General features: G+C 70.5%; 18 protein-coding genes. 15 read left to right on the top strand and 3 right to left on the bottom strand.

Going from position 1 to position 24,258, the window contains the following annotated elements:
- The first annotated feature begins 16 nt into the window (after window positions 1–16).
- Together ALI22I_RS26385 and ALI22I_RS26380 are read left to right on the top strand one after the other, a co-directional pair.
- Complete coding sequence (locus tag ALI22I_RS26385) at window positions 17–979, top strand: acyl-CoA desaturase (protein ID WP_077008211.1); 963 nt, start codon at window positions 17–19, stop codon at window positions 977–979.
- A 112-nt stretch (window positions 980–1,091) separates the two neighbouring features.
- On the top strand, window positions 1,092–1,685 hold the full coding sequence (locus tag ALI22I_RS26380; protein ID WP_033441238.1) for a TetR/AcrR family transcriptional regulator: 594 nt from the start codon (window positions 1,092–1,094) through the stop codon (window positions 1,683–1,685).
- Window positions 1,686–1,692: 7 nt separating this feature from the next.
- On the opposite strand, the gene ALI22I_RS26375 is transcribed toward ALI22I_RS26380, so the two are convergent.
- Window positions 1,693–2,823: a PQQ-dependent sugar dehydrogenase gene (locus tag ALI22I_RS26375; RefSeq protein WP_077008328.1), complete on the bottom strand. Its 1,131-nt coding sequence runs from the start codon at window positions 2,821–2,823 to the stop codon at window positions 1,693–1,695.
- Between the two features lie 279 nt (window positions 2,824–3,102).
- On the opposite strand from ALI22I_RS26375, the gene mfd reads away from it, so the two are divergent.
- The 5 genes from mfd (at window position 3,103) to ALI22I_RS51200 (ending at window position 13,795) form a co-directional block, all read left to right on the top strand.
- Window positions 3,103–6,666 (top strand): transcription-repair coupling factor, encoded by a 3,564-nt coding sequence (gene mfd, locus ALI22I_RS26370; RefSeq protein ID WP_077008210.1) that lies wholly within the window; start codon window positions 3,103–3,105, stop codon window positions 6,664–6,666.
- Window positions 6,667–6,679: 13 nt separating this feature from the next.
- Window positions 6,680–7,624: a SurA N-terminal domain-containing protein gene (locus ALI22I_RS26365; protein WP_077008209.1), complete on the top strand. Its 945-nt coding sequence runs from the start codon at window positions 6,680–6,682 to the stop codon at window positions 7,622–7,624.
- Window positions 7,621–8,535, top strand: coding sequence for a MazG family protein (locus ALI22I_RS26360; RefSeq protein WP_077008208.1), 915 nt, complete (start codon window positions 7,621–7,623; stop codon window positions 8,533–8,535). The genes ALI22I_RS26365 and ALI22I_RS26360 overlap by 4 nt, the downstream gene beginning before the upstream one ends.
- A gap of 219 nt (window positions 8,536–8,754) precedes the next feature.
- Window positions 8,755–11,931, top strand: a complete 3,177-nt coding sequence (locus ALI22I_RS26355; RefSeq protein WP_077008207.1) for a S41 family peptidase — start codon at window positions 8,755–8,757, stop codon at window positions 11,929–11,931.
- A gap of 1,009 nt (window positions 11,932–12,940) precedes the next feature.
- A complete protein-coding gene (locus ALI22I_RS51200; protein WP_077008327.1) occupies window positions 12,941–13,795 on the top strand; it encodes a lytic transglycosylase domain-containing protein in 855 nt (284 codons plus the stop codon).
- Between the two features lie 333 nt (window positions 13,796–14,128).
- Here ALI22I_RS51200 and ALI22I_RS26340 read toward each other — a convergent pair whose 3' ends face one another.
- Window positions 14,129–14,506: a tetratricopeptide repeat protein gene (locus ALI22I_RS26340; RefSeq protein ID WP_077008205.1), complete on the bottom strand. Its 378-nt coding sequence runs from the start codon at window positions 14,504–14,506 to the stop codon at window positions 14,129–14,131.
- A gap of 68 nt (window positions 14,507–14,574) precedes the next feature.
- Window positions 14,575–15,288: an alpha/beta fold hydrolase gene (locus ALI22I_RS26335; protein ID WP_077008204.1), complete on the bottom strand. Its 714-nt coding sequence runs from the start codon at window positions 15,286–15,288 to the stop codon at window positions 14,575–14,577.
- A 109-nt stretch (window positions 15,289–15,397) separates the two neighbouring features.
- Between ALI22I_RS26335 and eno the strand changes: the two genes are divergently transcribed.
- The 8 genes from eno (at window position 15,398) to ALI22I_RS26295 (ending at window position 24,240) form a co-directional block, all read left to right on the top strand.
- Window positions 15,398–16,684: a phosphopyruvate hydratase gene (gene eno, locus ALI22I_RS26330; protein ID WP_077008203.1), complete on the top strand. Its 1,287-nt coding sequence runs from the start codon at window positions 15,398–15,400 to the stop codon at window positions 16,682–16,684.
- Window positions 16,684–17,355, top strand: a complete 672-nt coding sequence (locus tag ALI22I_RS53925; RefSeq protein WP_083752016.1) for an FtsB family cell division protein — start codon at window positions 16,684–16,686, stop codon at window positions 17,353–17,355. The genes eno and ALI22I_RS53925 overlap by 1 nt, the downstream gene beginning before the upstream one ends.
- Window positions 17,352–17,849, top strand: coding sequence for a DUF501 domain-containing protein (locus ALI22I_RS26320; RefSeq protein WP_077008325.1), 498 nt, complete (start codon window positions 17,352–17,354; stop codon window positions 17,847–17,849). The genes ALI22I_RS53925 and ALI22I_RS26320 overlap by 4 nt, the downstream gene beginning before the upstream one ends.
- Window positions 17,850–18,007: 158 nt before the next feature.
- Window positions 18,008–19,366, top strand: coding sequence for a lytic transglycosylase domain-containing protein (locus ALI22I_RS26315; RefSeq protein WP_077008202.1), 1,359 nt, complete (start codon window positions 18,008–18,010; stop codon window positions 19,364–19,366).
- A gap of 250 nt (window positions 19,367–19,616) precedes the next feature.
- Complete coding sequence (locus tag ALI22I_RS26310; RefSeq protein ID WP_077008201.1) at window positions 19,617–20,567, top strand: Ppx/GppA phosphatase family protein; 951 nt, start codon at window positions 19,617–19,619, stop codon at window positions 20,565–20,567.
- A gap of 160 nt (window positions 20,568–20,727) precedes the next feature.
- Complete coding sequence (locus ALI22I_RS26305; protein ID WP_077008200.1) at window positions 20,728–22,359, top strand: peptide ABC transporter substrate-binding protein; 1,632 nt, start codon at window positions 20,728–20,730, stop codon at window positions 22,357–22,359.
- A 65-nt stretch (window positions 22,360–22,424) separates the two neighbouring features.
- Entirely contained in the window at window positions 22,425–23,348 is a 924-nt protein-coding gene (locus tag ALI22I_RS26300) for an ABC transporter permease (RefSeq protein ID WP_077008199.1), read from the top strand.
- Complete coding sequence (locus tag ALI22I_RS26295; protein ID WP_077008198.1) at window positions 23,341–24,240, top strand: ABC transporter permease; 900 nt, start codon at window positions 23,341–23,343, stop codon at window positions 24,238–24,240. The genes ALI22I_RS26300 and ALI22I_RS26295 overlap by 8 nt, the downstream gene beginning before the upstream one ends.
- Window positions 24,241–24,258: the final 18 nt, after the last annotated feature.

Here is a 24,258-nt window from a genome sequence, read left to right as displayed (position 1 = left end):
ACAACGAGGTAGATGTATGACCAGCACCCTGGAGAGCAGGTCCACGCCGCAAGGTCCCGAGGATCGCGGACCCAAGCCGATCATCGAAGGACGGCGCGGGCACGCTGAGCAGTTCGGCGTGTACGTGTTCGTCATCGTGCCCTTCCTGGCTCTGCTCGCGGCCGTTCCGCTCGCCTGGGGCTGGGGGCTGGGCTGGGTGGACGTCGCGCTGTTCGTGGCCTTCTACTACGTGGCCGGCCTCGGCGTGACGGTCGGCTTCCACCGTTACTTCACGCACGGCTCGTTCAAGGCCAACCGCGCGCTCAAGATCGGCCTCGCCATCGCGGGCATGATGGCGTTGCAGGGCCCGGTCATCGTCTGGGTCGCCGACCACCGCCGCCACCACGCCTTCTCCGACCGCGAGGGCGACCCGCACTCGCCGTGGCTGTTCGGCAGCGGCCCGGTCGCGCTGGCCAAGGGCTTCTGGCACGCGCACATGGGCTGGCTGTTCGACCGCGACAAGACCAACGCGCAGCGCTTCGCGCCCGACCTGCTGGCCGACGAGGACCTGGTCCGCGTCGACAAGCTGTTCCCGCTGTGGACCGCGATCAGCCTGCTCGCCCCCGCCGTGCTCGGTGGCCTGATCACCATGTCGTGGATGGGCGCGCTCAGCGCGTTCTTCTGGGCCGGTTTCGTCCGGGTGGCGTTCCTGCACCACGTGACGTGGTCGGTCAACTCGATCTGCCACATGGTCGGCGACCGCCCGTTCGCCGCCCGTGACCGCTCCGCCAACGTCTGGGCGCTGGCGATCCTGAGCTTCGGCGAGTCCTGGCACAACCTGCACCACGCCGACCCGACGTGCGCCCGGCACGGCGTCAAGCGCGGTCAGATCGACACCTCGGCCAGGGTGATCTGGATGTTCGAGAAGTTCGGCTGGGCGACCAACGTGCGCTGGCCGAACGAGCAGCGCCTGGCCCGCATCAGCGCCAAGAAGCAGTAGCCGTAGGGGTAATCGACCACCTGCCCCTCGCGGTTCACGCGGGGGGCAGGTGTTTAGGGTGGTCTGGGTGGCGGGGAGACGGCGCGACGAGACACCGGTGCCGCGCGTGCGGATGACCGGCAAGGAGCGGCGCGAGCAGTTGCTCGACGTGGCTCGGGCGTTGTTCGCCGAAAAGGGCTTCGAGGTCACTTCCGTCGAGGAGATCGCGCACCGGGCGGGCGTGTCCAAGCCGGTCGTGTACGAGCACTTCGGTGGCAAGGAAGGCATCTACGCGGTCGTGGTGGACCGCGAGATGCAGTACCTGATGGACCACATCGTGAACGCGTTGTCCGGGGGACACCCGCGTGAGCTGCTGGAACAGGCGGCTTGTGCGCTGCTGGACTACATCGAGGGATCGACGGACGGTTTCCGCATCCTGGTGCGCGACTCGCCCGTGGCGTCGTCCACCGGCACGTTCTCGTCGTTGTTGAACGACATAGCGTCCCAGGTCGAGTCGATCCTGGGCCTGCACTTCTCCCGCCAGGGCTACGACCGCAAACTGGCGGCCCTCTACAGCCAGGCCCTGGTGGGCATGGTGGCGTTGACCGGCCAGTGGTGGCTGGAGGTGCGCAAGCCGAAGAAGGACGAGGTGGCCGCGCACCTGGTCAACCTGGCCTGGAAGGGCCTCTCCCACATGGACCACAAGCCCCGCCTGCGCACCCGCTGACCCTGGGTCAGCCGGTGGTGACTTTGAGGATCTTGTCGTCGGTGCCGTTCGACGTGGTCACGTAGAGGGCGCCGTCGGGGCCGAGTTCGGCGCCCCGGAGGCGGCCGTGCGTGCCGTCCAGTTCCGGTGGGATGGCCACGGAGTGGACGCCACCCTCCTGGGTGACGGTGAACAGCAGCACCTTGGCGCCCTTGAGGGCGGTCACGGCGAGCACACCGTTCAGATCGCCCCACTGCTCGCCGGCGAGGAACGCGGCGTCGCAGATCGCCTCCGTCGAATCACCGGACGACCACACCGCCGGCACGGCGTCCGGGAACCGTTCGAGGTCGGTCATCGGCACGTCCTCGTCGTAGCCGCCGACCGTGCCGCCCTGCGACGGGTCCCAGCCGTAGTTGGCGCCGGCCTTGAGCACGTTGACCTCGTCGTCGACGTCGGGGCCGTGCTCGGCGGTGAAGACCATGCCGTCCTGGCGGACCGCGACGCCCTGGATGTTGCGGTGGCCGTAGGTGTAGATCCGGTCGCCGAACGGGTTGCCGGGCACGCCCTCACCGGTGTCGAGGTCGATCCGCAGCACCTTGCCGCCGAGGTTGGACTTGTCCTGCGAGACGTTGCCCCGCGCGGTGTCCCCGGTGCCGACGAGCAGGTTGCCCTCCCGGTCCAGCGCCATCCGGCATCCCGAGTGCCGACCGCTCGGGTTCGTCGGCAGGCCCGACACCAGCGGGTTCTTCACCCTGGTCGCCTTGGTGCCGTCCAGTTCCCACGTCACCAGCCGCACGTCCGAAGCGGTGTTGAAGCACGTGGTGAACCGCTTGCTGGTGGCGAAGTCCGGGTGCACGACCAGGCTCATCAACCCGCCCTCGCCGCGCGCCGCGACGTCACCCAGATCGGCCTGAACGTCGGTCGCCCGACCGTCGGAGACCAACGCGATCCGCCCCGGCCGCTGCGGCACGAGCATCCGCCCGTCGGGCAGGAACCCCACGTCCCAGGGGTGGCTCAACCCGGCCACCACCACTTCGACCTTGATCCCCTCGGGCGCGGTCGTGCCGGGCGCACTACCCCCGGCACCCTCCGCCGAACACCCGGCCAACACGGTCCCGGCCGACATGGCCACGGCAGCCAACCCGACAACCCGACGCATGCCGCTCAGCATGTCAATTCCCGTGTGTGCTCCCCGTTCCCCCACGCGTGTCCAACGTTCAGAACGCGCGTGTCCAACGTTCAGAACGCGCGTGTCCAACGTTCAGACCGCGCGTGTCCAACGTTCGGAACACCCGAGTTGAACGTTCAGGATCCGGTCAACCGGTAATCGGAGGGCACCCCGCCCGGCAGGCCCGTACGCTGGGAGTCACGAACCCCTCCCGTGGCCGTTCAGTCCCGGGCAGGGGTCTGTCCGCGTTTAACTCGGGGAGCCATCGCAATGCCCCAGCCCGGCCCGTTGTCCGGCCTGCTGACCGCTGTCCTGCCCGACAAGGCGCTGCGCGCCCTCGCCGACTCGGTCGGCGTGCCCGACCTCGAACTGGAAGGCCCGCCGGCGGCCCGACCACTGGTCGCCGCGGCCCTCGCGAACAGCGCGCCCGTGCTCGCGGTCACGGCCACCGGCCGTGAGGCCGACGACCTGAAGGCCGTGCTGTGCGACCTCATCGGCCCCGAGCAGGTCGCGCTGTTCCCGTCCTGGGAGACGCTGCCGCACGAGCGGCTGTCCCCGAGAGCCGACACGGTGGGCGCGCGCCTGGAGGTCCTGCGCCGCCTGGCCCACCCCGACGGTCACCCGCTCAAGGTCGTCATCACCACCGTCCGCAGCCTGATCCAGCCGATGGCGCCCGGCCTCGGCGACCTCAAGCCGGTCCACCTGACCGTGGGCGGCGAGCACGATTTCGAAGCGCTCCTGGTCAACCTCACCGAGATCGCCTACACCCGGGTCGACATGGTCGAGAAGCGCGGCGAGTTCGCGGTCCGCGGCGGCATCCTCGACGTGTTCCCGCCGACCGCGGAGCACCCGCTGCGGGTCGAGTTCTGGGGTGACGAGGTCAGCGAGATCCGGCCCTTCGCCGTCGCCGACCAGCGCTCCCTGCCGCAGGAGATCAGCGAGTTCATCGCGCCGCCGTGCCGCGAACTCCTGCTGACCGAGTCGGTCAAGGGCAAGGCCGCCGTCCTGGCCGAAGAGCACGCGGCCGACGCCCACCTGCACGAACTGCTGGACAAGATCGCCAACGGCATCCCGGCCGAAGGCATGGAAGCTCTCATCCCGGCGCTGTGCGAAGGCGAACTCCAGCTCCTCACCGACGTCGTCCCCGAGGGCACGCACGTCGTCCTCAACGACCCGGAGAAGATCCGGGCCCGCGCCCAGGACCTGGTGCGCACCGGCCAGGAGTTCCTGGAAGCGTCCTGGATGGCCGCGGCCGGCGGCGGCCAGAGCCCCATCGACCTGGACTCCAGCGCCTACCACAGCCTCGCCGACGTGGCCCGCGCCGCGAAGGCGAAGAACCGCCCCTGGTGGACGCTCAGCCAGCTCACCACCGAGGGCGGCGACGTCATCCGGCTGGAGCTCAAGCACGTCGAGGCCTACCAGGGCGATATCGACCGGGCGTTCGCCGACCTGCGCGCGCACACCGTCTCCGGCGGCACGGCGGTCCTCGTCGTCCCCGGTGCGGGCACCGCCCAGCGCGCCACCGAGCAGCTGCGCGAAGCGGACGTCAACGTCGTCCTCCGGGACACCCTCGACACCGCCCCCAAACCGGGTGCCGTCACGGTCGTCCGGGGCGCGCTGGAGGACGGCTTCTCGCTGCCCGAGCTGGCCCTGGTCGTGCTCACCGAGACCGACCTCACCGGCGGGCGGCACGGCACCAGCACCAAGGACATGCGCCGCATGCCCAGCCGCCGCCGCAACGCGGTGGACCCGCTCGCCCTCAAAGCCGGCGACTACGTCGTCCACGAGCAGCACGGCATCGGCAAGTACGTCGAGATGGTGCAGCGCACCGTGGCCGGCGCGACCCGCGAGTACCTGGTCCTGGAATACGGCTCCAGCAAACGCGGCCAGCCCGGCGACCGGCTGTTCGTGCCGACCGACCAGCTCGACGAGGTGTCCCGCTACGTCGGCGGCGAGCTGCCCACGCTGAACAAGCTGGGCGGCAGCGACTGGAAGAACACCAAGGCCAAGGCGAAGAAGGCGGTCAAGCAGATCGCCGCCGAGCTGGTCCAGCTCTACGCCGCCCGCCAGGCCGCCCCCGGTCACGCGTTCGCGTCGGACACCCCGTGGCAGCGGGAGCTGGAGGACGCCTTCCCGTTCACCGAGACGATCGACCAGATGGCGGCGATCGACGAGGTCAAGTCCGACATGGAGCGCACGGTCCCGATGGACCGGGTGATCTGCGGCGACGTCGGCTACGGCAAGACCGAGATCGCGGTGCGGGCGGCGTTCAAGGCGGTGCAGGACGGCAAGCAGGTCGTCGTGCTGGTGCCGACGACCCTGCTCGCCCAGCAGCACCTCAACACGTTCACCGAACGGATGCGCGCGTTCCCGGTGAACATCAAGGGCCTGTCCCGGTTCACCGACGCGCTGGAGGCCGAGCAGACCATCACCGGCCTGGCCGAAGGTGACGTGGACATCGTCATCGGCACGCACCGCCTGCTCCAGAAGAGCCTGCGCTACAAGGACCTCGGCCTGGTCATCGTGGACGAGGAGCAGCGCTTCGGCGTCGAGCACAAGGAGCACATCAAGGCGCTCCGCACGCACGTGGACGTGCTCACGATGTCCGCGACCCCGATCCCGCGCACCCTGGAGATGTCGCTGGCGGGCATCCGCGAGATGTCCACCATCCTCACCCCGCCCGAGGAACGGCACCCGATCCTCACCTACGTCGGCGGCTACGACGACAAGCAGGTCGGCGCGGCCATCCGCCGCGAGCTGCTGCGCGACGGCCAGGTCTTCTACGTGCACAACCGCGTGTCCTCGATCGAACGCGCCGCCCGGCACATCCGCGAACTCGTCCCCGAGGCCCGCGTGATCACCGCGCACGGCCAGATGAACGAGGACAAGCTGGAGAAGATCATCCAGGGGTTCTGGGAGAACGAGTACGACGTGCTCGTCTGCACCACGATCGTCGAGACCGGCCTGGACATCTCCAACGCCAACACCCTCATCGTGGAACGCGGCGACCTGCTCGGCCTGGCCCAGCTGCACCAGCTGCGCGGACGCGTCGGCCGCGGCCGGGAACGCGGCTACGCCTACTTCCTCTACCCGCCCGAGGCGCCGCTCACCGAGACCGCGCACGACCGGCTGGCCACCATCGCCCAGAACACCGAGCTCGGCGCGGGCATGGCGGTGGCCATGAAGGACCTGGAGATCCGCGGCGCGGGCAACATCCTCGGCGCCGAGCAGTCCGGCCACATCGCGGGCGTCGGCTTCGACCTCTACGTGCGGCTGGTCGGCGAGGCCGTGGAGGCGTTCCGCAAGCACGCGGGCGCGGACGGCGAGCTGGAGGAGGACCTGGCCGAGGTCCGAGTCGACCTGCCGGTGGACGCCCACATCCCGCACGACTACGTGCCCGGCGAACGGCTCCGGCTGGAGGCGTACCGCAAGATCGCCGCCGCCGGGGACGCCGAGTCGCTCCAGTCCGTGTGGGACGAGCTCAAGGACCGCTACGGCACCCCGCCGCTGCCCGTCGAACGGCTGCTGGCCGTGGCGCGGTTCCGGCAGACGTGCCGCGCGCACGGCGTCACCGAGGTCGCCACCCAGGGCGCGACGATCCGCTTCGCGCCGCTGGAGCTCAAGGACAGCCAGCTGGTACGGCTGCGCCGGCTGTTCCCCAAGGCGCTCTACAAGCAGGCCAACGGCACGGTGAGCGTGCCTAGGCCGACCGAGGGCGCGGCCGGCGGCCGGATGGGCGCACCCCAGCTGCGCGACCAGGAGCTGCTGGATTGGTGCGCGCAATTCCTGGCGTCGTTGGCGGGGACTCCCGTGAGCGGCGTCACGAGGTCGTGAGAAGGTACTGGTCGTGAGGACTGTGCAGAGGCGCTTCACCCTGATCGGCGCGGCTGTGGCGACGGTGGCACTGCTGGTGGCGGGCTGCGGCACCGGCCCCGGCCACGTCGGCTCGGCCGCGATCGTCGGCGACACCGTGCTGCCGCTGGAGCAGGTGCAGCAGCGGCTGGACATCGTGCTCAAGAAGGAGCCCGAGGCCCAGAAGCTGCACGACCAGCGCAAACTCGACCAGGTCGCGCGTCAGCTGGTGACGCTCGGCGTGCAGCACGAACTGGTCGAGCTGGCTGCCCGGCGCGAGGGCGTGACGGTGTCCGAGGAGGCGGTGACCGAGGCGGTCGACCAGGCCGGCGGCGCGGACCTGGCCTCGCAGAACACCGTGTACGACGCGGCGACGTTCCGGGAGCGGGCCAAGGACCAGCTGCTGATGGTCGAGCTGGCGCGCAAGTACGTGGACCGGATGGAAGTCACGTTCGACTACTTCCTGACCAAGGACAACACCGACGCCTTCGAGAAGGCGAAGCAGGTGGCCGCGGACCCGGCGAGGATGGCCGAGTTCGTCGCCGACGCGCCGCAGGGCAACGAGGGCCAGACGCTGGGCAAGCAGGGTCAGCGGGTGCATTCGGCCGAGTCGCCGCAGACCGCCCAGTGGCCGCTGTTCGGCGTCGCGCCCGGCACCGTGGTGGCGTTCGCGCCGGACCCGAGCAGCGCGCAGTGGATGGTCGCCTACATCACCGACCGCAAGACCGACGTGCGGTCGTCCGGCGAGTCGGCCACCGAGCAGTTGACGCCCCAGATGCTGGAGCAGATCGGGCTGCGGCTCGTGCGGATGCTCGCCGGTGACCCGGAGATCCAGATCAACCCGCGTTACGGCCTGTGGGACGGCACGGCGATCGCGTTGGCGCCCAGCGAGGGCGAACTGACCGGCTACCAGGCGACCGCGCGGCAGACGTCCTCGTGACCGTCGTCCTCGTCGGCACCACCCCGGTTCTGCCCGCCGCCGCGCTACCCGCTCTGCGGGGCGCGGCGGCGGTGTACGCGGGGGAGGGCGTGGACGCTTCCGCGTGGTCGGCCGAGCCGATCTCCGCTTTCACGCCCGGCCCCTCGGTCGTCCTGCTCACCACGAACCTGAACGAACCCGCCGCCCGCGCGCTGATCTCGGCGGGCTCGCCGGTGATCCACACCCCGGCCGTGCCGCTGCTGGACGCGGCGGCCGTGATGGACCGCCTCCGTTCGCCCGGCGGGTGCCCGTGGGACGCCGAGCAGGACCACAAGTCGCTGCGCCAGTACCTGGTCGAGGAGACCTACGAGCTGCTGGAAGCCATCGAGGACGGCGACCGCGCGGCGTTGCGGGAAGAACTCGGCGACGTGCTGCTGCAGGTCCTGTTCCACGCCCGGATCGCCGCGGAGGACGCCGAGGACCCGTTCGGCATCGACGAGGTGGCCGGTGACCTGGTGGCCAAACTCGTCGGCCGCCACCCGCACGTGTTCGAGGGTCACGACCCGGCCGTGCACGACGCGACGTCCCAGCAGCACCGCTGGGAAGAGCTGAAGCAGGTCGAGAAGAAACGCGAGTCCAGCGTGGACGGCGTGGCCGGCGGGCAGCCCGCGGTGGCGTTGGCCGGGAAGCTGGCGCAGCGGGTCGCGCGGGCCGGGTTCCCGGTGGACCTGTTCCCGGAGGGCGACGACACCGGCACCACGTTGTTCGCGGTGGCGGCACTGGCGAAGCTGGCCGGCGAGGACCCGGAGACCGAGCTGCGCGCGGTGGCCCGCCGGTTCGAGGCCAACGTGCGCGCCGCCGAGCGATCCGCCCGCGCGGCCGGGCTCACCACCCTCACCGCGGCGGACTGGCGCGCCCACTGGCCCGCCTGAACCGTCCCGCCTGAGCCGTCCCGCCTGGACCTTCCTGCCCGGACCTCTTCCGGTTCGGCGCGCACGTCGCACCACCAGCGCGTACATCGCACGGCCCTGGGGTGGCGGTACGGCGATCGGAGAATCGGCGCGGGCCGGTGTCGGCCTTTGGTCTCGATGCCGCAGCGAGGTTCCCGGGGTGGGTCAACCGGGGATGATCGGGACGCTAACGTCGAGAGGGTGACCGAGGCCTACCTCCGCTTCCCGCACCTGCACGGCAACCTCGTGACGTTCGTGGCCGAGGACGACGTGTGGCTCGCCCCCCTCGACGGCGGCCGGGCCTGGCGGGTGACCGCCGACCAGGTGCCGGTGTCGTTCCCCCGCTTCGACCCGACCGGAACCCGGCTGGCCTGGACCAGTCGTCGTGACGGCGCGCCCGAGATCCACCTGGCACCGGTGGAGGGCGGTGAGGCCACCCGGCTCACCTACTGGGGCGACTACTCGACCGGCGTGCGCGGCTGGACGGCCGACGGCGAGGTCGTCGCGGTCACGTCCACCGGTCAGGCGACGTCCAACCGGCAGTGGGCGCACGCCCTGCCCACCGACGGCGGCCCGCCGCGCCGGCTGCCCTTCGGCTGGGTGGACGACGTGTCGTTCGGGCCGTCCGGCCAGGTGGTCGTCACCTCCGTCTACGGCCGCGACCCGGCCTGGTGGAAGCGCTACCGGGGTGGTGCGGCGGGGAAGTTGTGGGTGGACGCCACCGGTGACGGCGAGTTCGTCCGCATCCTGCCCGAGCTGACGTCCTCGTTGACCTCGCCGGTGTGGATCGGGGACCGGATCGCGTTCCTGTCCGACCACGACGACGTCGGCAGTGTGTACTCGGTCCTCGCGGACGGGTCGGACCTGCGGCGGCACACCGAGCAGGAGTTCTACGCGCGGGTCGCGTCGAGCGACGGTGAGCGGATCGTCTGGCAGCACGCGGGCGAGCTGTGGATTCTCGACAACCTCGACGGCGCCGAGCCGCGTCGGCTGGAGATCGCGCTGGGCGGCCCGCGCACCGCCCGCAGGCCCCGGCCCGTCTCGTCCCGCCCGGACGACTTCCACGCGGACAAGACCGGCCGCGCGAGCGTGGTCGAGGTGCGCGGCACCGTGCACTGGGTGACCCACCGGGACGGTCCGGTGCGCGCGTTGGCCGAGCAGCCCGGCGTCCGGGCCCGGCTGCCGCGCGTGGTCGGCGACAACGTCGTGTGGGTGACCGACGCGGACGGCGAGGAGGGCCTGGAGTTCTCCCCGGTCGGCGGCGTCGAACCGGGCAACGAGCCGCGCCGGGTCGCGGTCGGCAAGCTCGGGCGGGTGCTGGAACTGGCCGTCTCGCCGGACGCCCGCCGTCTCGCCGTCGCCACGCACGACGGGCGGCTGCTGCTGGTCGACGTCGAGTCCGGCGAGGTGCGTGAAGTCCTGAAGGGCGCGAACCCGCACGTCAGCGACCTGGCGTTCTCGCCGGACTCGAACTGGCTGGCCTGGTCGCACCCCGGCCCGCGCCCGCTGCAGCACATCCGGATGACCAACACCACCGACCTGTCCGTGGTGGACGTGACGCCGCTGCGGTTCTCCGACTTCTCGCCGACGTTCACCGAGGACGGCCGCTACCTGGCGTTCCTGTCGATCCGCAGCTTCGACCCGGTGTACGACGCGCACGTGTTCGACCTGTCGTTCCCGACCGGCTGCCGGCCCTACCTGCTGCCGCTGGCCGCGACCACCCCGTCGCCGTTCGACCCGCTGCGCCTGGGCCGGCCGGTCGGCGACGACTCGTCCGACAAGGACAAGGACCACAAGGACGAGGAGAACCCGATCACGGTCGTGGACCTGGAGGGGTTGGCCGACCGGGTGGTGACGGTGCCGGTCGCCGCCGCCCGCTACGCCGGGCTGACCGCCGCCAAGGGTGGCCTGCTGTGGCTGCGGTCGCCGTTGCGCGGGGTGCTGGGCGACAACCTCGCCGGGCCGTCCGCCCGTCCGCCGCGGGCCGTGCTGGAGCGGTTCGACCTGGCCAAGTCCCGCACCGAGACGCTGGTGGACGGGCTGGACGCGTTCGACGTGACCGGTGACGGGCAGCGGATGGTCGTGCAGGACGGCGGTGACCTGCACGTGGTGCCGACCGACCGGAAGGTCGACTCGGACGACAACGACTCGGTGGACGTGGACCTGTCCCGCATCCGGGTGGTGGTGGACCGTGCCGCCGAGTGGCGGCAGGCCTACGCCGAGGCCGGGCGGCTGATGCGCGACCACTTCTGGCGCACCGACATGGGCGGCGTGGACTGGGCGGGCGTGCTGGAGCGGTACCGGCCGCTGGTGGACCGGCTGGGCAGCTACAACGACCTGGTCGACCTGCTGTGGGAGGTGCAGGGCGAGCTGGGGACGTCCCACGCCTACGTGATCCCGTCCGGTGGGTCGAGCGGGCGTGCGGTGGGGTTGCTCGGCGCGGACCTCGAACGGGACGAGGCGGGCGCGTGGCGGGTCGTGCGGGTGATCCCGGGGGAGACGTCGGACCCGGCGGCGCGGTCGCCGTTGGCGGCTCCGGGGGTCGCGGTGCGGGCCGGTGACGCGATCGTGGCGGTCGACGGGCGGCAGGTGGACCCGTCGACCGGGCCCGCGCCGCTGCTGGTCGGCACGGCGGGCAAGCCGGTGGAGCTGACCGTGCGGCCGCGCGGCGGCGGTGAGCCGCGACGGGTCGTGGTGGTGCCGTTGGAGGACGACGAGCCCTTGCGGTACCACGCGTGGGTGGCCGATCGGCGGGCGCGCGTGCACTCGCTGTCCGAGGGGCGGGTGGGGTACCTGCACGTGCCGGACATGATGGGCGCCGGCTGGGCGCAGCTGCACCGCGACCTGCGGGTCGAGCTGGGGCGTGAGGCGGTCGTGCTGGACGTGCGGGAGAACGGCGGCGGGCACACGTCCGAGCTGGTGGTGGAGAAGCTGGGGCGCAAGATCATCGGCTGGTCGGTGGCCCGCGGGTACACCACGGCCGACAGCTACCCCGGTGACGCGCCGCGCGGGCCGGTGGTGGCGATCGCGGACGAGTTCGCCGGGTCCGACGGGGACATCGTGAACGTGGCGATCAAGGAGATGGGCATCGGGCCGGTCGTCGGCACCCGGACGTGGGGCGGGGTGATCGGCATCGACATGCAGTACCACCTGGTCGACGGGACTTTGGTGACGCAGCCCCGTTATGCGACGTGGTTCGCCGGGCCGGGGTGGGGCGTGGAGAACCACGGCGTGGACCCGGACGTCGAGGTGGTGATCACGCCGCAGGACCGGGTGGCCGGTCGGGACCCGCAGTTGGACACCGCCGTGCGGCTGGCTCTGGAGGCGTTGGCGTCGCGTCCGGCGGCCGTTCCGCCGCAGCTCCCGCCCCTTACTTGATCGAAACCACCCGAGCGTGTGACACCGCTGCAGTTGCGGCTGGTGGCCCGAACCCGATCAATGAGTTAGCACGCAAGATCGGGTCGGGGGTTCGGTGAGTCATCGCGAATTGCCGCGCAGTGGGCGCGGATGTGTTTCGGCCGTCATCGGGTTGCCGTTGGTGGCGGTGGGCGGTGTGGCGGGGCTGGTGTTGACCTTCGGTCAACCCGAGCCGCCACCGCCGTCGGAGTCGGGTCAGGTGCAGGTGACGGGCCGCCAGACGCTGGTGAGCGTCCGCACCAGCGCCCCGCCCGTCCCCGTGCCCCAGGTCGACCAACCGTCCCAACCGGACGGCCCGGCCCCATCACCGGATCGCCGGGAAATCCACAAGGGCAAAACCCCGTCACCCGGCAAACCGCTGCTACCCGACGGCATCCCCCCTCAACTCCCCATGCCACCGCCCGTCCCCGGTATCCCCGCCATCCCCGGCCTACCGGGCATCCCCGGCGTGCCCCCACCCTCGCCCACCTCCAAGCCCCACACGCCACCGTCGACCCCGTCGCCCTCCCAACCAACGCCAACCACCACCACCGAACCCCCCACCACAACCACCCAACCAACCCTCGAACCAACCAAACCCGACGCCACCAGCGCCCCCACCCCCGGCACCAGCCCACCCACCACCGAACCCACCCTCACCCCACAACCGCCCCGTCCCACCCCCGAACTCAACTGACCACCCCAACCCCAACTGGTCAGCGTCAACGCGGACGCGGCCAGGTCCAACGCCTCACCAGGATGCTGACGACCAGGGCTGATCCCAGCCCTTCGCGCAGCCCGATGAGCCCGTTGCTGGGCAGCACGGCGTCGTCCTCACGAGGGGTGTCGACTACCAAGGCCCGTCGAACTCAGGCAGGCTTCACTGTCCGTCCAGGGCGCAAACAGCGCTCAACCAGCGATAACGGTCATCGGGGACGTATTGCCTGTGTGACGTCCGCCTTGCCGGGGTCGAAACACGTAGCCTGGGTTGGTGGTCGCTCCTCCGCCGTCGAAGACCGAACCGCGCCCTCCAACCCGCGGCCGTGCCGGCAACCTCGCCGGACGCCTTGCCTTGGTGCTCCTCCTGCTGGCCTTCGTGGCGGGCGGTGCCTGGGCGCTGGGCACGTTCAACCGACCCGGCCCGAGGACCGCCGCCGACCCGCCGTTCCCGATCCCCTTCCAGGACGTCCAGCCGGGCGCCGCCGCACCGGGCACGGCGGGCGAACTGCCGGCCGCCGGCCAACCCCAGGCCTCACCCGCCGTCACCGGCACCGCCGAACCGCTGACCGCGTGGGCCGTGGCGCTGTCCGAGAAGACCGACATCCCGGTCCGGGCGCTGCGCGCCTACGCCATCGCCGACCTGTTGATGCGCTCGCAGGACCCGGCGTGCCGGGTGTCGTGGGCGACGTTGGCGGGCATCGGTCGCGTCGAGTCGCACCACGGCACCATCGGCGGCCTGCGCCTCGGCGAGGACGGCCGCCCGTCACGCCCGATCATCGGCATCCCCCTGGACGGCTCACCGGGCCTGAAGGCGATCCCCGACAGCGACGGCGGCACCCTCGACGGCGACACCACGTGGGACCGCGCCGTGGGCCCGATGCAGTTCATCCCGACCACCTGGGCCCGCTACGCCGTCCGCGCCAACGGCGACGGCCAGACCCCCGACCCGCAGAACATCGACGACGCCGCCCTGGCCGCCGCGCGTTACCTGTGCTCGGGCGGTCGTGACCTGGCCACCGGCGAAGGCTGGTGGACCGCGATCCTGGAGTACAACAAATCGACCGAGTACGGCCAGAACGTCTTCAGCGGAGCCGACGCCTACGCCCGCGCCAGCCTCGGCAGCTGACCCACAGGCAGGCCGCCCTGTGCCGCTTGCACGGTCAGGCCGGCGAACGGTCCAGAAGCCCGCTTCCGACGTGCCGATACGAACGTGCCGCTTCGGACATGCTGATACAGACGGTGCCGGTACGGAGTTGTCCACAGGCCACCGAGTTGTCCACAAGCGCGGCCCGAGCGCCTGAATTTGTCGTAGCCCTCCGGCAGGATAAAGACAGGGGTCCCCTGGCGGGGACGCCTGCGAAGCACTTCGCTCATGGCGGCTAGGCGGCTAGGCGGCTAGGCGGCTCGGCGGCTCGGGCGTGCGGCGGCCCGGCCCGGCTGCGGTTCGGGCGTGTGGCGTTCAGCGGTCGCGTTCGACGGCGAGGCGGGCGCTGACTTCGCCCAACGCCTCCTGGTACTCCGGTGACGGGTTCATCGCCGCAGCCATCCGCAGCTGCGTCAACGCCTCGGTCAGCCGGCTCTGCCGCTGCAACGTCCGACCCAGCGCGAACCGCGCGTAGTGGTCGCTCGGATCGATCTCCAGCACCTTCCGGAACGCCGCCTCGGCGCGCACGAACTGGGCCGAGCCCAGGTAGGCCCGCCCCGCGAGCAGCTGCACGCTCGCCCGGTTCGGCGCTGCTTCGAGCACGACTCGCAGCTCGCGCAGCGCCTCCAGCGGTCGGCGTTCCGCGAGCAGCGCCTCGGCTCGGCGGAACGCCTCGAAGGTGCTGTCCGTCATGGTTCGATCAACGCTACCCGCGCATCCGGTCGCAGTACGACAGCCGACCGGATGACGGGACCGGCGTGTCACTCCACGAGCGCGTGGTGCAGCCGGTCGAGCACGGGCTTGATCGACGCGGGTTGCTCCACATGGGCGTTGTGACCCACGCCAGGCAGGACTATTCCACCCGGCTGCGCCGACCGCAGGTGCTCCGGCGGGCACATGCCGTCCAACTCGCCGGCGGCCAGCACGACGGGCGCCTTCGCCACCGCCAACAGCCCGTCCACGTCCGGCGCGCCCACCCCGAACGCCGCCGGGTCCAACGCCGCCCGCCAGCCGCCGTCCACCTCGGCCACGCCGTCCTCCAACGGCACACCGGCCAGCCGAGACGCCCACGTCGAAGCCTCCGCGCGCGTCTCGAACACCCGAGCGGGCCGCGCCGCCGTCAAAGCCGCGCGCTCCAGCTCGTCCGCCGTCCACCGGAGCTTGATCCCCAACCCGCCCGCGGCCCGCACGTCCACCCCGAACCACCCGCTGGCCAGCGCCAACGCCACCACGCCGCCCAACGAGTGCCCCAACACGGCCACCGGCCCCGAAGGCACCACGGACGCCACCGACGCCGCCAACGACCCGAACGAGTACCGGTCCAGCTCCGGCGACCGCCCGTGCCCCGGGAGATCCACCGCCAACCACGATCCGGGCCACGAATCCGCAGCTCCACGCCACACCGACCCGGTCGCACCCAGCCCGTGCAGCAGCACCAGCAGCGGCCCGTCCCCACCCCGCACCACGTGAACCAAGCGTGAACCCCTTCCGAGCGGCACCCCAACAAGTGAGCCGGAGCCGTCCCACACCTTGCACCAACTAGGCTCGGCACCGATACACAGATGGTCTGACGAGGGAGCGCACGTGGCGGTCATCGAGCAGGTCGGCGCCCGCGAGATCCTGGACTCGCGAGGCAACCCGACCGTCGAGGTAGAGGTGGCGTTGGACGACGGCACGCTGGAGCGTGCCGCGGTTCCGTCCGGCGCGTCGACCGGTGAGCACGAGGCGGTCGAGCTGAGGGACGGCGACGCCAAGCGTTACGGGGGCAAGGGCGTCGAGCGCGCGGTCACGGCGGTGCTCGACGAGATCGGTCCCGAGCTGGTGGGCATCGAGGCCGTCGAGCAGCGCATCGTGGACCAGAAGCTGGTCGACCTGGACGGCACCCCGGACAAGTCCCGCCTGGGCGCGAACGCCATCCTGGGCGTGTCGCTCGCGGTGGCGAAGGCGGCGGCGGCGTCCAGCGGCCTGGAGCTGTTCCGGTACATCGGCGGCCCGAACGCGCACGTCCTGCCGGTGCCGATGCTCAACATCCTCAACGGTGGCGCGCACGCCGACACGGACGTGGACATCCAGGAGTTCATGATCGCGCCGATCGGCGCGGACAGCTTCCGCGAGGCCCTGCGCTGGGGTGCTGAGACGTACCACGCGCTGAAGTCCGTGCTGAAGTCGAAGGGCCTGGGCACCGGCTTGGGTGACGAGGGCGGTTTCGCGCCGTCCCTGTCGAGCAACCGCGACGCGCTGGACCTGATCCTGGTCGCGATCGAGAAGGCCGGTTTCACGCCGGGTCGTGACATCGCGCTGGCCCTGGACGTGGCCGCCACGGAGTTCTACTCCGACGGCGCCTACACGTTCGAGAAGACCAAGCGCAGCGCCGAGCAGATGACCGGCTACTACACCGAGCTGGTCAACGCCTACCCGATGGTGTCGATCGAGGACCCGCTGTCCGAGGACGACTGGGACGGCTGGGTGCAGATGACCGCCGAGCTGGGCGAGCGCGTGCAGATCGTCGGCGACGACCTGTTCGTGACCAACCCGGAGCGGCTGGAGGAGGGCATCTCCCGCCGCGCGGCCAACGCGCTGCTGGTGAAGGTCAACCAGATCGGCACGCTGTCCGAGACGCTGGACGCGGTCGCGCTGGCCACGTCCTACGGCTACAAGTCGATGATGTCCCACCGCTCCGGCGAGACCGAGGACACCACGATCGCCGACCTCGCGGTGGCCGTCGGCGCGGGTCAGATCAAGACCGGTGCGCCCGCCCGCGGTGAGCGCACCGCGAAGTACAACCAGCTCCTGCGCATCGAGGAGGCCCTGGGCGACGCCGCGCGTTACGCCGGTGACCTGGCCTTCCCGCGGTTCACGCCGGAGGGCTGATGGCACGGGAACGGGACCCTCGGCGTGGCCGTGACGCCACGCCGAGGTCCCGTCCTGCGCGGGCGCAGGCCCGTGACGGCGAGCCCCGCAAGGGCGAACCGCGCAAGATCGAACCGAGCAAGTCCGCGCCGCGCCGAGGCGAGCACCGCAAGCCGGAACCGCGCAAAGCGGAGTCCCGCAAGCCTGCGGCGCGGAAGACGACGGCGAGCAGGGCCGAAGCGCCGCCCCGCACCCGGCCGGCGACGCGCAAGCCGCAGTCCAAGGCCCGGACCAGGGCCGGCGCGGGCACCGGCGGCGCGTTCGGCATGACCGGCACGCGGCGGGCCGCGCTGCTGGCGATGGTGGTGTGCGCGCTGGCGTTGAGCATCGCCGTGCCGCTGCGGACGTACCTGGCGCAACGCGAGGAGCTGCGCGAGGTCAACGCCTCGCAGGAGACGCTGCGGGCCGAGGTCGGCCAGCTGGAGCAGCGCAAGCAGGAACTGGCCGACCCGGCGCACGTGGAGGCCGAGGCACGACGCCGGCTGCACTACGTGCGGCCCGGTGAGACGCCCTACATCGTGCAGCTCCCCGGTGACGCGGAGCGCGAACTGGAAGAACAGCGACCGGCGACCAAACCGGCCGAGGACAAGGCGTGGTACGAGCAGCTGTGGGATTCGGTGGCGGCACGATGACGGTGAGCGACGAGGACCGGGCGGCGGTCACGGCGCAGTTGGGCCGCGCGCCGCGTGGCATGCGGGAGGTGGCCGCGCGGTGCCCCAGCGGGCACCCGGCGGTCGTGCAGACCAGTCCCCGGTTGGAGGACGGCACGCCGTTCCCGACCCTGTACTACCTGACCTGCTCGCGGTTGAACTCCTACGTCAGCAGGCTCGAAGGGGCCGGGCTGATGAAGGAGATGACCGACCGGTTGGCCGTGGACGAACAGTTGGCGGAACGCTACCGCCACGCCCACGAGTCGTACTTGGCTGAACGGGACGCGATCGAACCGCTCGGCACGACCGTCACCGCGGGCGGCATGCCCACCCGGGTCAAGTGCCTGCACGTCCACGTGGCGCACTCGCTGGCCGTCGGCAGGGGAGTGAACCCGTTCGGTGACGAGGCACTGGATCTGCTCGCGCAGTGGTGGCCTAGCGGGGAATGCGCGTCAACGGTGAATAACCGACCGTAGGGGCAGTTCTACGGACATAAAGGCGGCACACTCCCGTGACACCGCCGTTCGGATCAGGCAGGCTGGGTCAGGGCCGGGTGACGAGGCGATGGGGAGTTCGGGGCGTGCCGAAGTCGAAGCGTCGGGTACGGAAGAGGGCCGAGGTCCGTCCGGGCACGATGACGCCACGGCAATGGGGCTTCGCCGCCACCGCCACGGCCGCGATGCTCGTCCCGGCGCTGCTGCACGGCGTGACCCCGATCGACTGGGGCAGCGCCTCCAGCGGGCCTGGGATCGAGGTCATCCCGCCCGGTCCCGGTGACGTCCTGGGCACGCTCGCCCTCAACGACAGCGGGAAGCTCGGCGCGACCGGACGGCTGCCCGAGACCGACGAGCTGAGCGCGGGGCTGCTGGCCGACGCCGACGACCCGTCCGAGTTCGAGGACGACCTGCCCCCGTTGGAGGGCGGGTTCCTGCGCGAGGGCCAGCACGGCATCCCCGGCGTGGTGCTCGACGCGTACATGCGCGCGGCGGACCGGCTGGCCGTGACGACGCCCGGGTGCAACCTGGACTGGCCGTTGCTGGCGAGTATCGGCCGCATCGAGTCCGGCCACGCGCGCGGTGGCCGGGTGACCGAGGACGGCACCACGGTCGACCCGATCCTGGGCCCGGTGCTCAACGGCGCTCCCGGCATCGCCGCTATCCCCGACTCGGACGACGGCAGGTTCGACCGCGACACCACGTGGGACCGGGCGGTCGGCCCGATGCAGTTCATCCCGACCACGTGGGCCGGTTACGCGGCCGACGGCAACGAGGACGGCGAGAAGAACCCGAACAACATCTACGACGCCACCATCGGCGCGGGCAACTACCTGTGCGCGTACGGGGCGAACGTGAGCGATCCGGTGCAGCGCGCGAGTTCGGTGTTCCGCTACAACCACTCGGACGAGTACGTGCGGACGGTGTTGTACTGGGCGGACGTGTACGCGAACGGCGTGACCCCGCTGCCCGACCTGATCGGCTCGGACGACGATTTCGGCCAGAGCCCGAGCACCGGCACCCCGCAGAACACCACCACGCCGCCCGGCACCACGACACCGCCGTCTTCCGGCACGACGACCACCACCGTCCCGCCGACGACGACCACCACGACCCGTCCCGGCGTGACGGTGTCGGTGACCCTGACGCCGACGACCGTGCCGACGACCACTCCGACGACCACGCCGGTGTGCCCCACTCCGCCCACGGAGACGACGACCAGCACGCCCACGACGACGCCGACCACGACGCCCGTGATCCCGCCGGGCTGCCCGACCCCGACCACCACCACGAGCACGACGAGCACGACGACCGAGGCCGGCTCATCGGCCGCGACCACTCCGGCGCAGACCACTCCGGCTCAGACCACCGTGCCCGGCAGCACGTCGGGCGGCAGCTCCAGCGGGAGCACGTCGGGCAGCAGCTTCAGCGGGAGCTCCAGCGGTTCGGCCTCCTCCGGCGAGCCGCCGTCGATCACCTCGACCATGCGGGCCACCTGACCCGCGGCGCCGCCCGCTCCACCGATCTCCTGCCCTGCCGACTGTCCGCTCTGCCGACCTCCCCGACCGCCGGAAATTGTCGGACCTCTCTGGCAGGATAAATACAAGGGTTCCCCTTGGCGGGGACCTCTGCGAAGCATGCCCGGACATCACTGCGGCGCGGTTCAGGGGGCGGCGGCGGGCGTGGGGTTGGTGGTTCGGCGACTAGTCTGCTGGTTGCAGCACCCACCGGCAGGGAAGGAAAACGGGCATGGCACGCGTGGCCGCGATCGATTGCGGGACCAACTCGATCCGGCTGCTGGTCGCCGACGTGACTACTTCGGACGGTGGCGAGCGGTGGTTGCGTGATGTGCACCGTGAGATGCGGGTTGTCCGGCTCGGACAGGGAGTGGACGCGACGGGTGAGTTGCACCCTGACGCCATCGCCCGGACCCGTGCCGCGCTTGTGGACTACACGAACGTGTTGCGGCGTAAGGGAACCGAGCGTGTCCGCATGGTGGCGACCTCCGCTACCCGGGATGCTGCCAACAAGGCCGCCTTCTTCGACATGACCCGCGAAGTCCTCGGTGTCGAAGCCGAGGTCATCACCGGCGACGAAGAAGCCCGGCTCTCCTTCACCGGCGCGGTGTCCGATCTGGAGGCCGACGCGGGCCCGTTCCTCGTCGCCGATATCGGTGGCGGGTCCACCGAGCTGGTTCTGGGCAGCTGGAACGGTGTGCGCGGTGACGTGGAGGCCGCACGGTCCGTCGACATCGGCTGCGTGCGGCTCACCGAACGTTGCCTGCACAGCGACCCGCCGACCGAAGCCGAGGTCGAGGACGCGGTTCGGGTGACCAGGGGTGTCCTGGCCGAGGCGTTCGACGCGGTCCCCACCGCCAAGACGAAGACGTGGATCGGCGTGGCCGGCACCGTCACGACGCTCGTCGCCCTCGCCAAGGAACTCCCGCGGTACGACCCGGAGGAGATCCACCTAGCCCGCCTGAGCATCGACCAGATCCGCGAGACCACCGCGAAGCTGCTCACGATGAGTCGCGACGAGCGCGCGGCACTGGGCCCGATGCACCCCGGTCGCGTGGACGTGATCTGCGGCGGCGCGTTGATCGTCCGCACGCTGGCCGACCACCTGGAGTCACAGGGCGTGACCGAACTCGTCGCCAGCGAGCACGACATCCTCGACGGCATCGCGTTCGCCATCGCGTGAACAGGGCTGGAACGCGGTCCTGTCCTGTCAACTGGGATTGATCGTGACTAGGTTGTAACGCCTCGACCATGTGGCCCCCGTCACCGCACCAATAGCGTCTCCCTGACGCTGTGGAAGCGGTCGACTCTGCTCGGTTAACCCCGAACAGCTGGGAGGACCCATGTCACGTGCACGATTAGTCCGCGCAGTGCCGGCAGTCGTAGCGGCCGCCTTGGTCGCGACCGCCTGCGGCACGGCAGACGCCCCGATCGGCTCGAACACCGAGGCCGGCATCACGATCTTCAACACCGAGCCGGAGAACCCGCTCGTCCCGGGCAACACCACCGAGGTCGGCGGCAGCCGCGTCCTCGACCCGCTGTTCACCGGCCTGGTCGAATACCGCGCGGAGGACGCGCAACCGGTCAACGCGATGGCCGAGTCCATAGACACCACCGACTCCAAGGTCTTCACCGTCAAGGTCAAGCAGGGCTGGCAGTTCCACGACGGCAGCCCGGTCACCGCGAAGAGCTTCGTGGACGCGTGGAACTGGACCGCGTACGGGCCGAACGCCACCCAGGGCGCCAGCTTCTTCTCCCAGATCGAAGGCTTCGACGCCGTCCACCCGGACGACCCCGACGGCGCGGACGGCCCGCAGGAAGCACCCGCGCCGACCGCCGAAACCCTGTCCGGCCTGGAAGTCGTGGACGACCACACGTTCACCATCACGCTGTCCGAGCCGTTCGCGGTGTTCCCGGTGACCATCGGCTACGAGGTGTTCGCGCCGCTGCCGGAAGCGTTCTTCAAAGACCGCAAGGCCTTCGAGGAGACCCCGATCGGCAACGGCCCGTTCAAGTACGTCTCCCGCGCCGTCGGCACCGACATCAAGCTGACCCGCTACGACGACTACAAGGGCAACGACAAACCGAAGTTCAAGGACCTGACGCTGAAGGTCTACCAGAGCCGCGAATCGGCCTACGCCGACCTCGTGTCGAACAACCTGGACTTCATGGAGGAACTGCCGCCCAACGCGTTGGCCGGCCGGCAGTACGAGACCGACCTGGGTGAACGGGTGGTGCAGCGCGAGACGCTGAACAACCAGACCATCGCGTTCCCGTTCTACCTCAAGCCCTACGACAACGTCGACCTGCGCCGCGCGATCTCCATGTCGATCAACCGCGAGGAGATCACCCAGCGGATCTTCGAGGGCAGCCGCAAACCCGCCGACGGCTGGGTGCACCCGCTGATGAAGGGCTACCAGGCCGGGCAGTGCGGCGAGTACTGCACGTTCAACCCGGACAAGGCCAAGGCGGCGTTCGCCAAGTCCGGCTACACCGGGGAGATCGTGCTGCTGTCCAACACCGACGGCGGGCACCAGGAATGGGCCGAGGCGGTGGTCAACAGCATCAAGAACACCCTCGGCGTCGAGGCGCGGTTCGTGCCGTCGACGAGTTTCGGCGAGTTCCGGCAGAAGGTGAACGGGCACGAGATGACCGGCATGTACCGGGCGGGCTGGATCGCCGACTACCCGTCGATCGAGAACTGGCTCACGCCGCTGTTCCGCACGGGCGCGTCCTCCAACGACGGGCTGTACTCCAACCCGGCGTTCGACGCGAAGCTCGCCGAGGCCGACAAGGCGCCCAGTGAAGAGGCCGCGATCAAGCTGTACCTGGAAGCCGAGCGGATGCTGGCCGACGACCTGCCGTCCATCCCGTTGTGGACGCAGAACACCATCGCCGGCAAGTCCGATCGGCTGAAGGTGGCCAAGCTCGACCCGTTCCGCACGTTGGACCTCAACTCGGTGGAAGTGGCTTAGCACCAGGTCCACCAGGGCCGGTCCGGGTTCCGCCCCGGGCCGGCCCCGGCCGAGGGGAGTGCTCGTTGGGGCGCTACGTGCTGCGCAGGCTGTTGCAGATGGTGCCGGTGTTCGTCGGGACCACGTTCCTGATCTACGCGCTGGTGTGGGCGGTGCCGGGTGACCCGTTCGAGGGAAAGTGCGGTGAACGCGACTGCCCGGACGCGTACGTGGCGATGATGCGGGACCGGTTCAACCTGGACGACCCGCTGCTGCTGCAGTACTGGAAGTACCTGGTGAACCTGGTCCAGGGCGATTTCGGCGTCACGTCGTCGGGCGTGCAGGTCGTGGACCGGATCGTGACCGCGTTCCCGGTGACGTTGAAGCTGGCGTTGGTGGCGCTGCTGATCGAGGCGGTCATCGGCATCACCGCCGGTGTCGTGTCGGGGCTGCGCAACCGCGGGTTCCTGGACAGCCTGGTGCTGGTCTCGACGCTGTTCCTGATCTCGATCCCGGTGTTCGTCACCGGGTACGTGGTGCAGCTGGTGTTCGGGCTGCAACTGGGGTGGATCGCGCCGACGGTCACCACGCCGTCGTTCGGCAACCTGATCGTGCCCGGGTTCGTGCTCGCGAGTCTGTCGATGGCTTATGTGGCAAGGCTTTCGCGGGCGAGCATCGCGGAGAACCGGCGGGCGGACTACGTGCGCACGGCGTTGGCGAAGGGCTTGCCGACACGGCGGGTGGTGGGCGTGCACCTGCTGCGGAACTCGCTGATCCCGGTGATCACGTTCCTGGGCACGGACTTGGGCGCGTTCCTGGGCGGCGCGATCGTCACCGAGGGGATTTTCAACGTGCCCGGCGTCGGCGGGCTGGTGTTCCGGTCGATCCTGACCAAGGACGGCGCGATGGTGACCGGCGTGGTGACCGTGCTGGTGCTGGTGTACCTGCTGATGACGTTGCTGGTGGACCTGCTGTACGCGGTCTTGGACCCGAGGATCCGCTATGACTGATCAGATCGCTTCACTGGTGGTGGAACGGCCGCGCGGGCTGTTCGGGGACGCCTGGCACTCGTTGCGGCGGCGGCCGTTGTTCTGGGTTTCGGTGTCGTTGATCCTGCTCGTGGTGCTGATGGCGGTGTTCCCCGGCCTGTTCACCTCCGGTGACCCGAATCTGGCGCAGCTGTCGCGGTCACGTGGCGCGCCGTCGTCCGAGGCCTGGTTCGGGTACGACAACCAGGGCTACGACATCTACACACGCGTTGTCTACGGCGCGCGGGCGTCGATCGTCGTCGGTGTGCTGGCGACGTTGGGTGTCGTGCTCGTCGGGGCGTCGGTGGGGATGTTGGCCGGCTTCTACGGCGGGTGGTTGGACGCCGTGGTGTCGCGGATCGCGGACGTGTTCGTCGGCGTGCCGTTCGTGTTGGGCGCGATCGTCATCCTCACCACGCTGAACGCCAGTGGTGACGCGGGACCGGTGCGGATCGTGGCGCAGGTGGTGCTGTCGATCTCGGTGCTGTCGTGGCCGGTGGCGATGCGGATCATGCGGTCCACCGCGATCGCGGCCAAGCAGCAGGACTACGTGAAGGCGGCGCGGGCGTTGGGCGCGTCGTCGGCGCGGATCATCGGCAAGCACATGCTGCCCAACTGCGTCGCGCCCGTGCTGGTGTACTCGACGATCGCGCTGGGCGCGTTCATCGGGGCCGAGGCGACCCTGTCGTACCTGGGTATCGGGTTGCGGCAGCCGGTCGTGTCGTGGGGCGTGATGATCAACAGTGCCAAGGACTACCTGCGGGTCGCGCCGCACGCGTTGCTGTTCCCGGCGGGGTTCCTGACCGCGACCGTGCTGGCGTTCGTGATGCTGGGTGACGCGGTGCGCGAAGCCCTCGACCCGAAGCTCCGCTGATCGGCTGAGGAGGCGTTG

It is taken from the genome of Saccharothrix sp. ALI-22-I (assembly GCF_001984175.1).
Taxonomy (GTDB): domain Bacteria; phylum Actinomycetota; class Actinomycetes; order Mycobacteriales; family Pseudonocardiaceae; genus Actinosynnema.
This window is presented reverse-complemented; position numbering and strand designations above follow the sequence as displayed.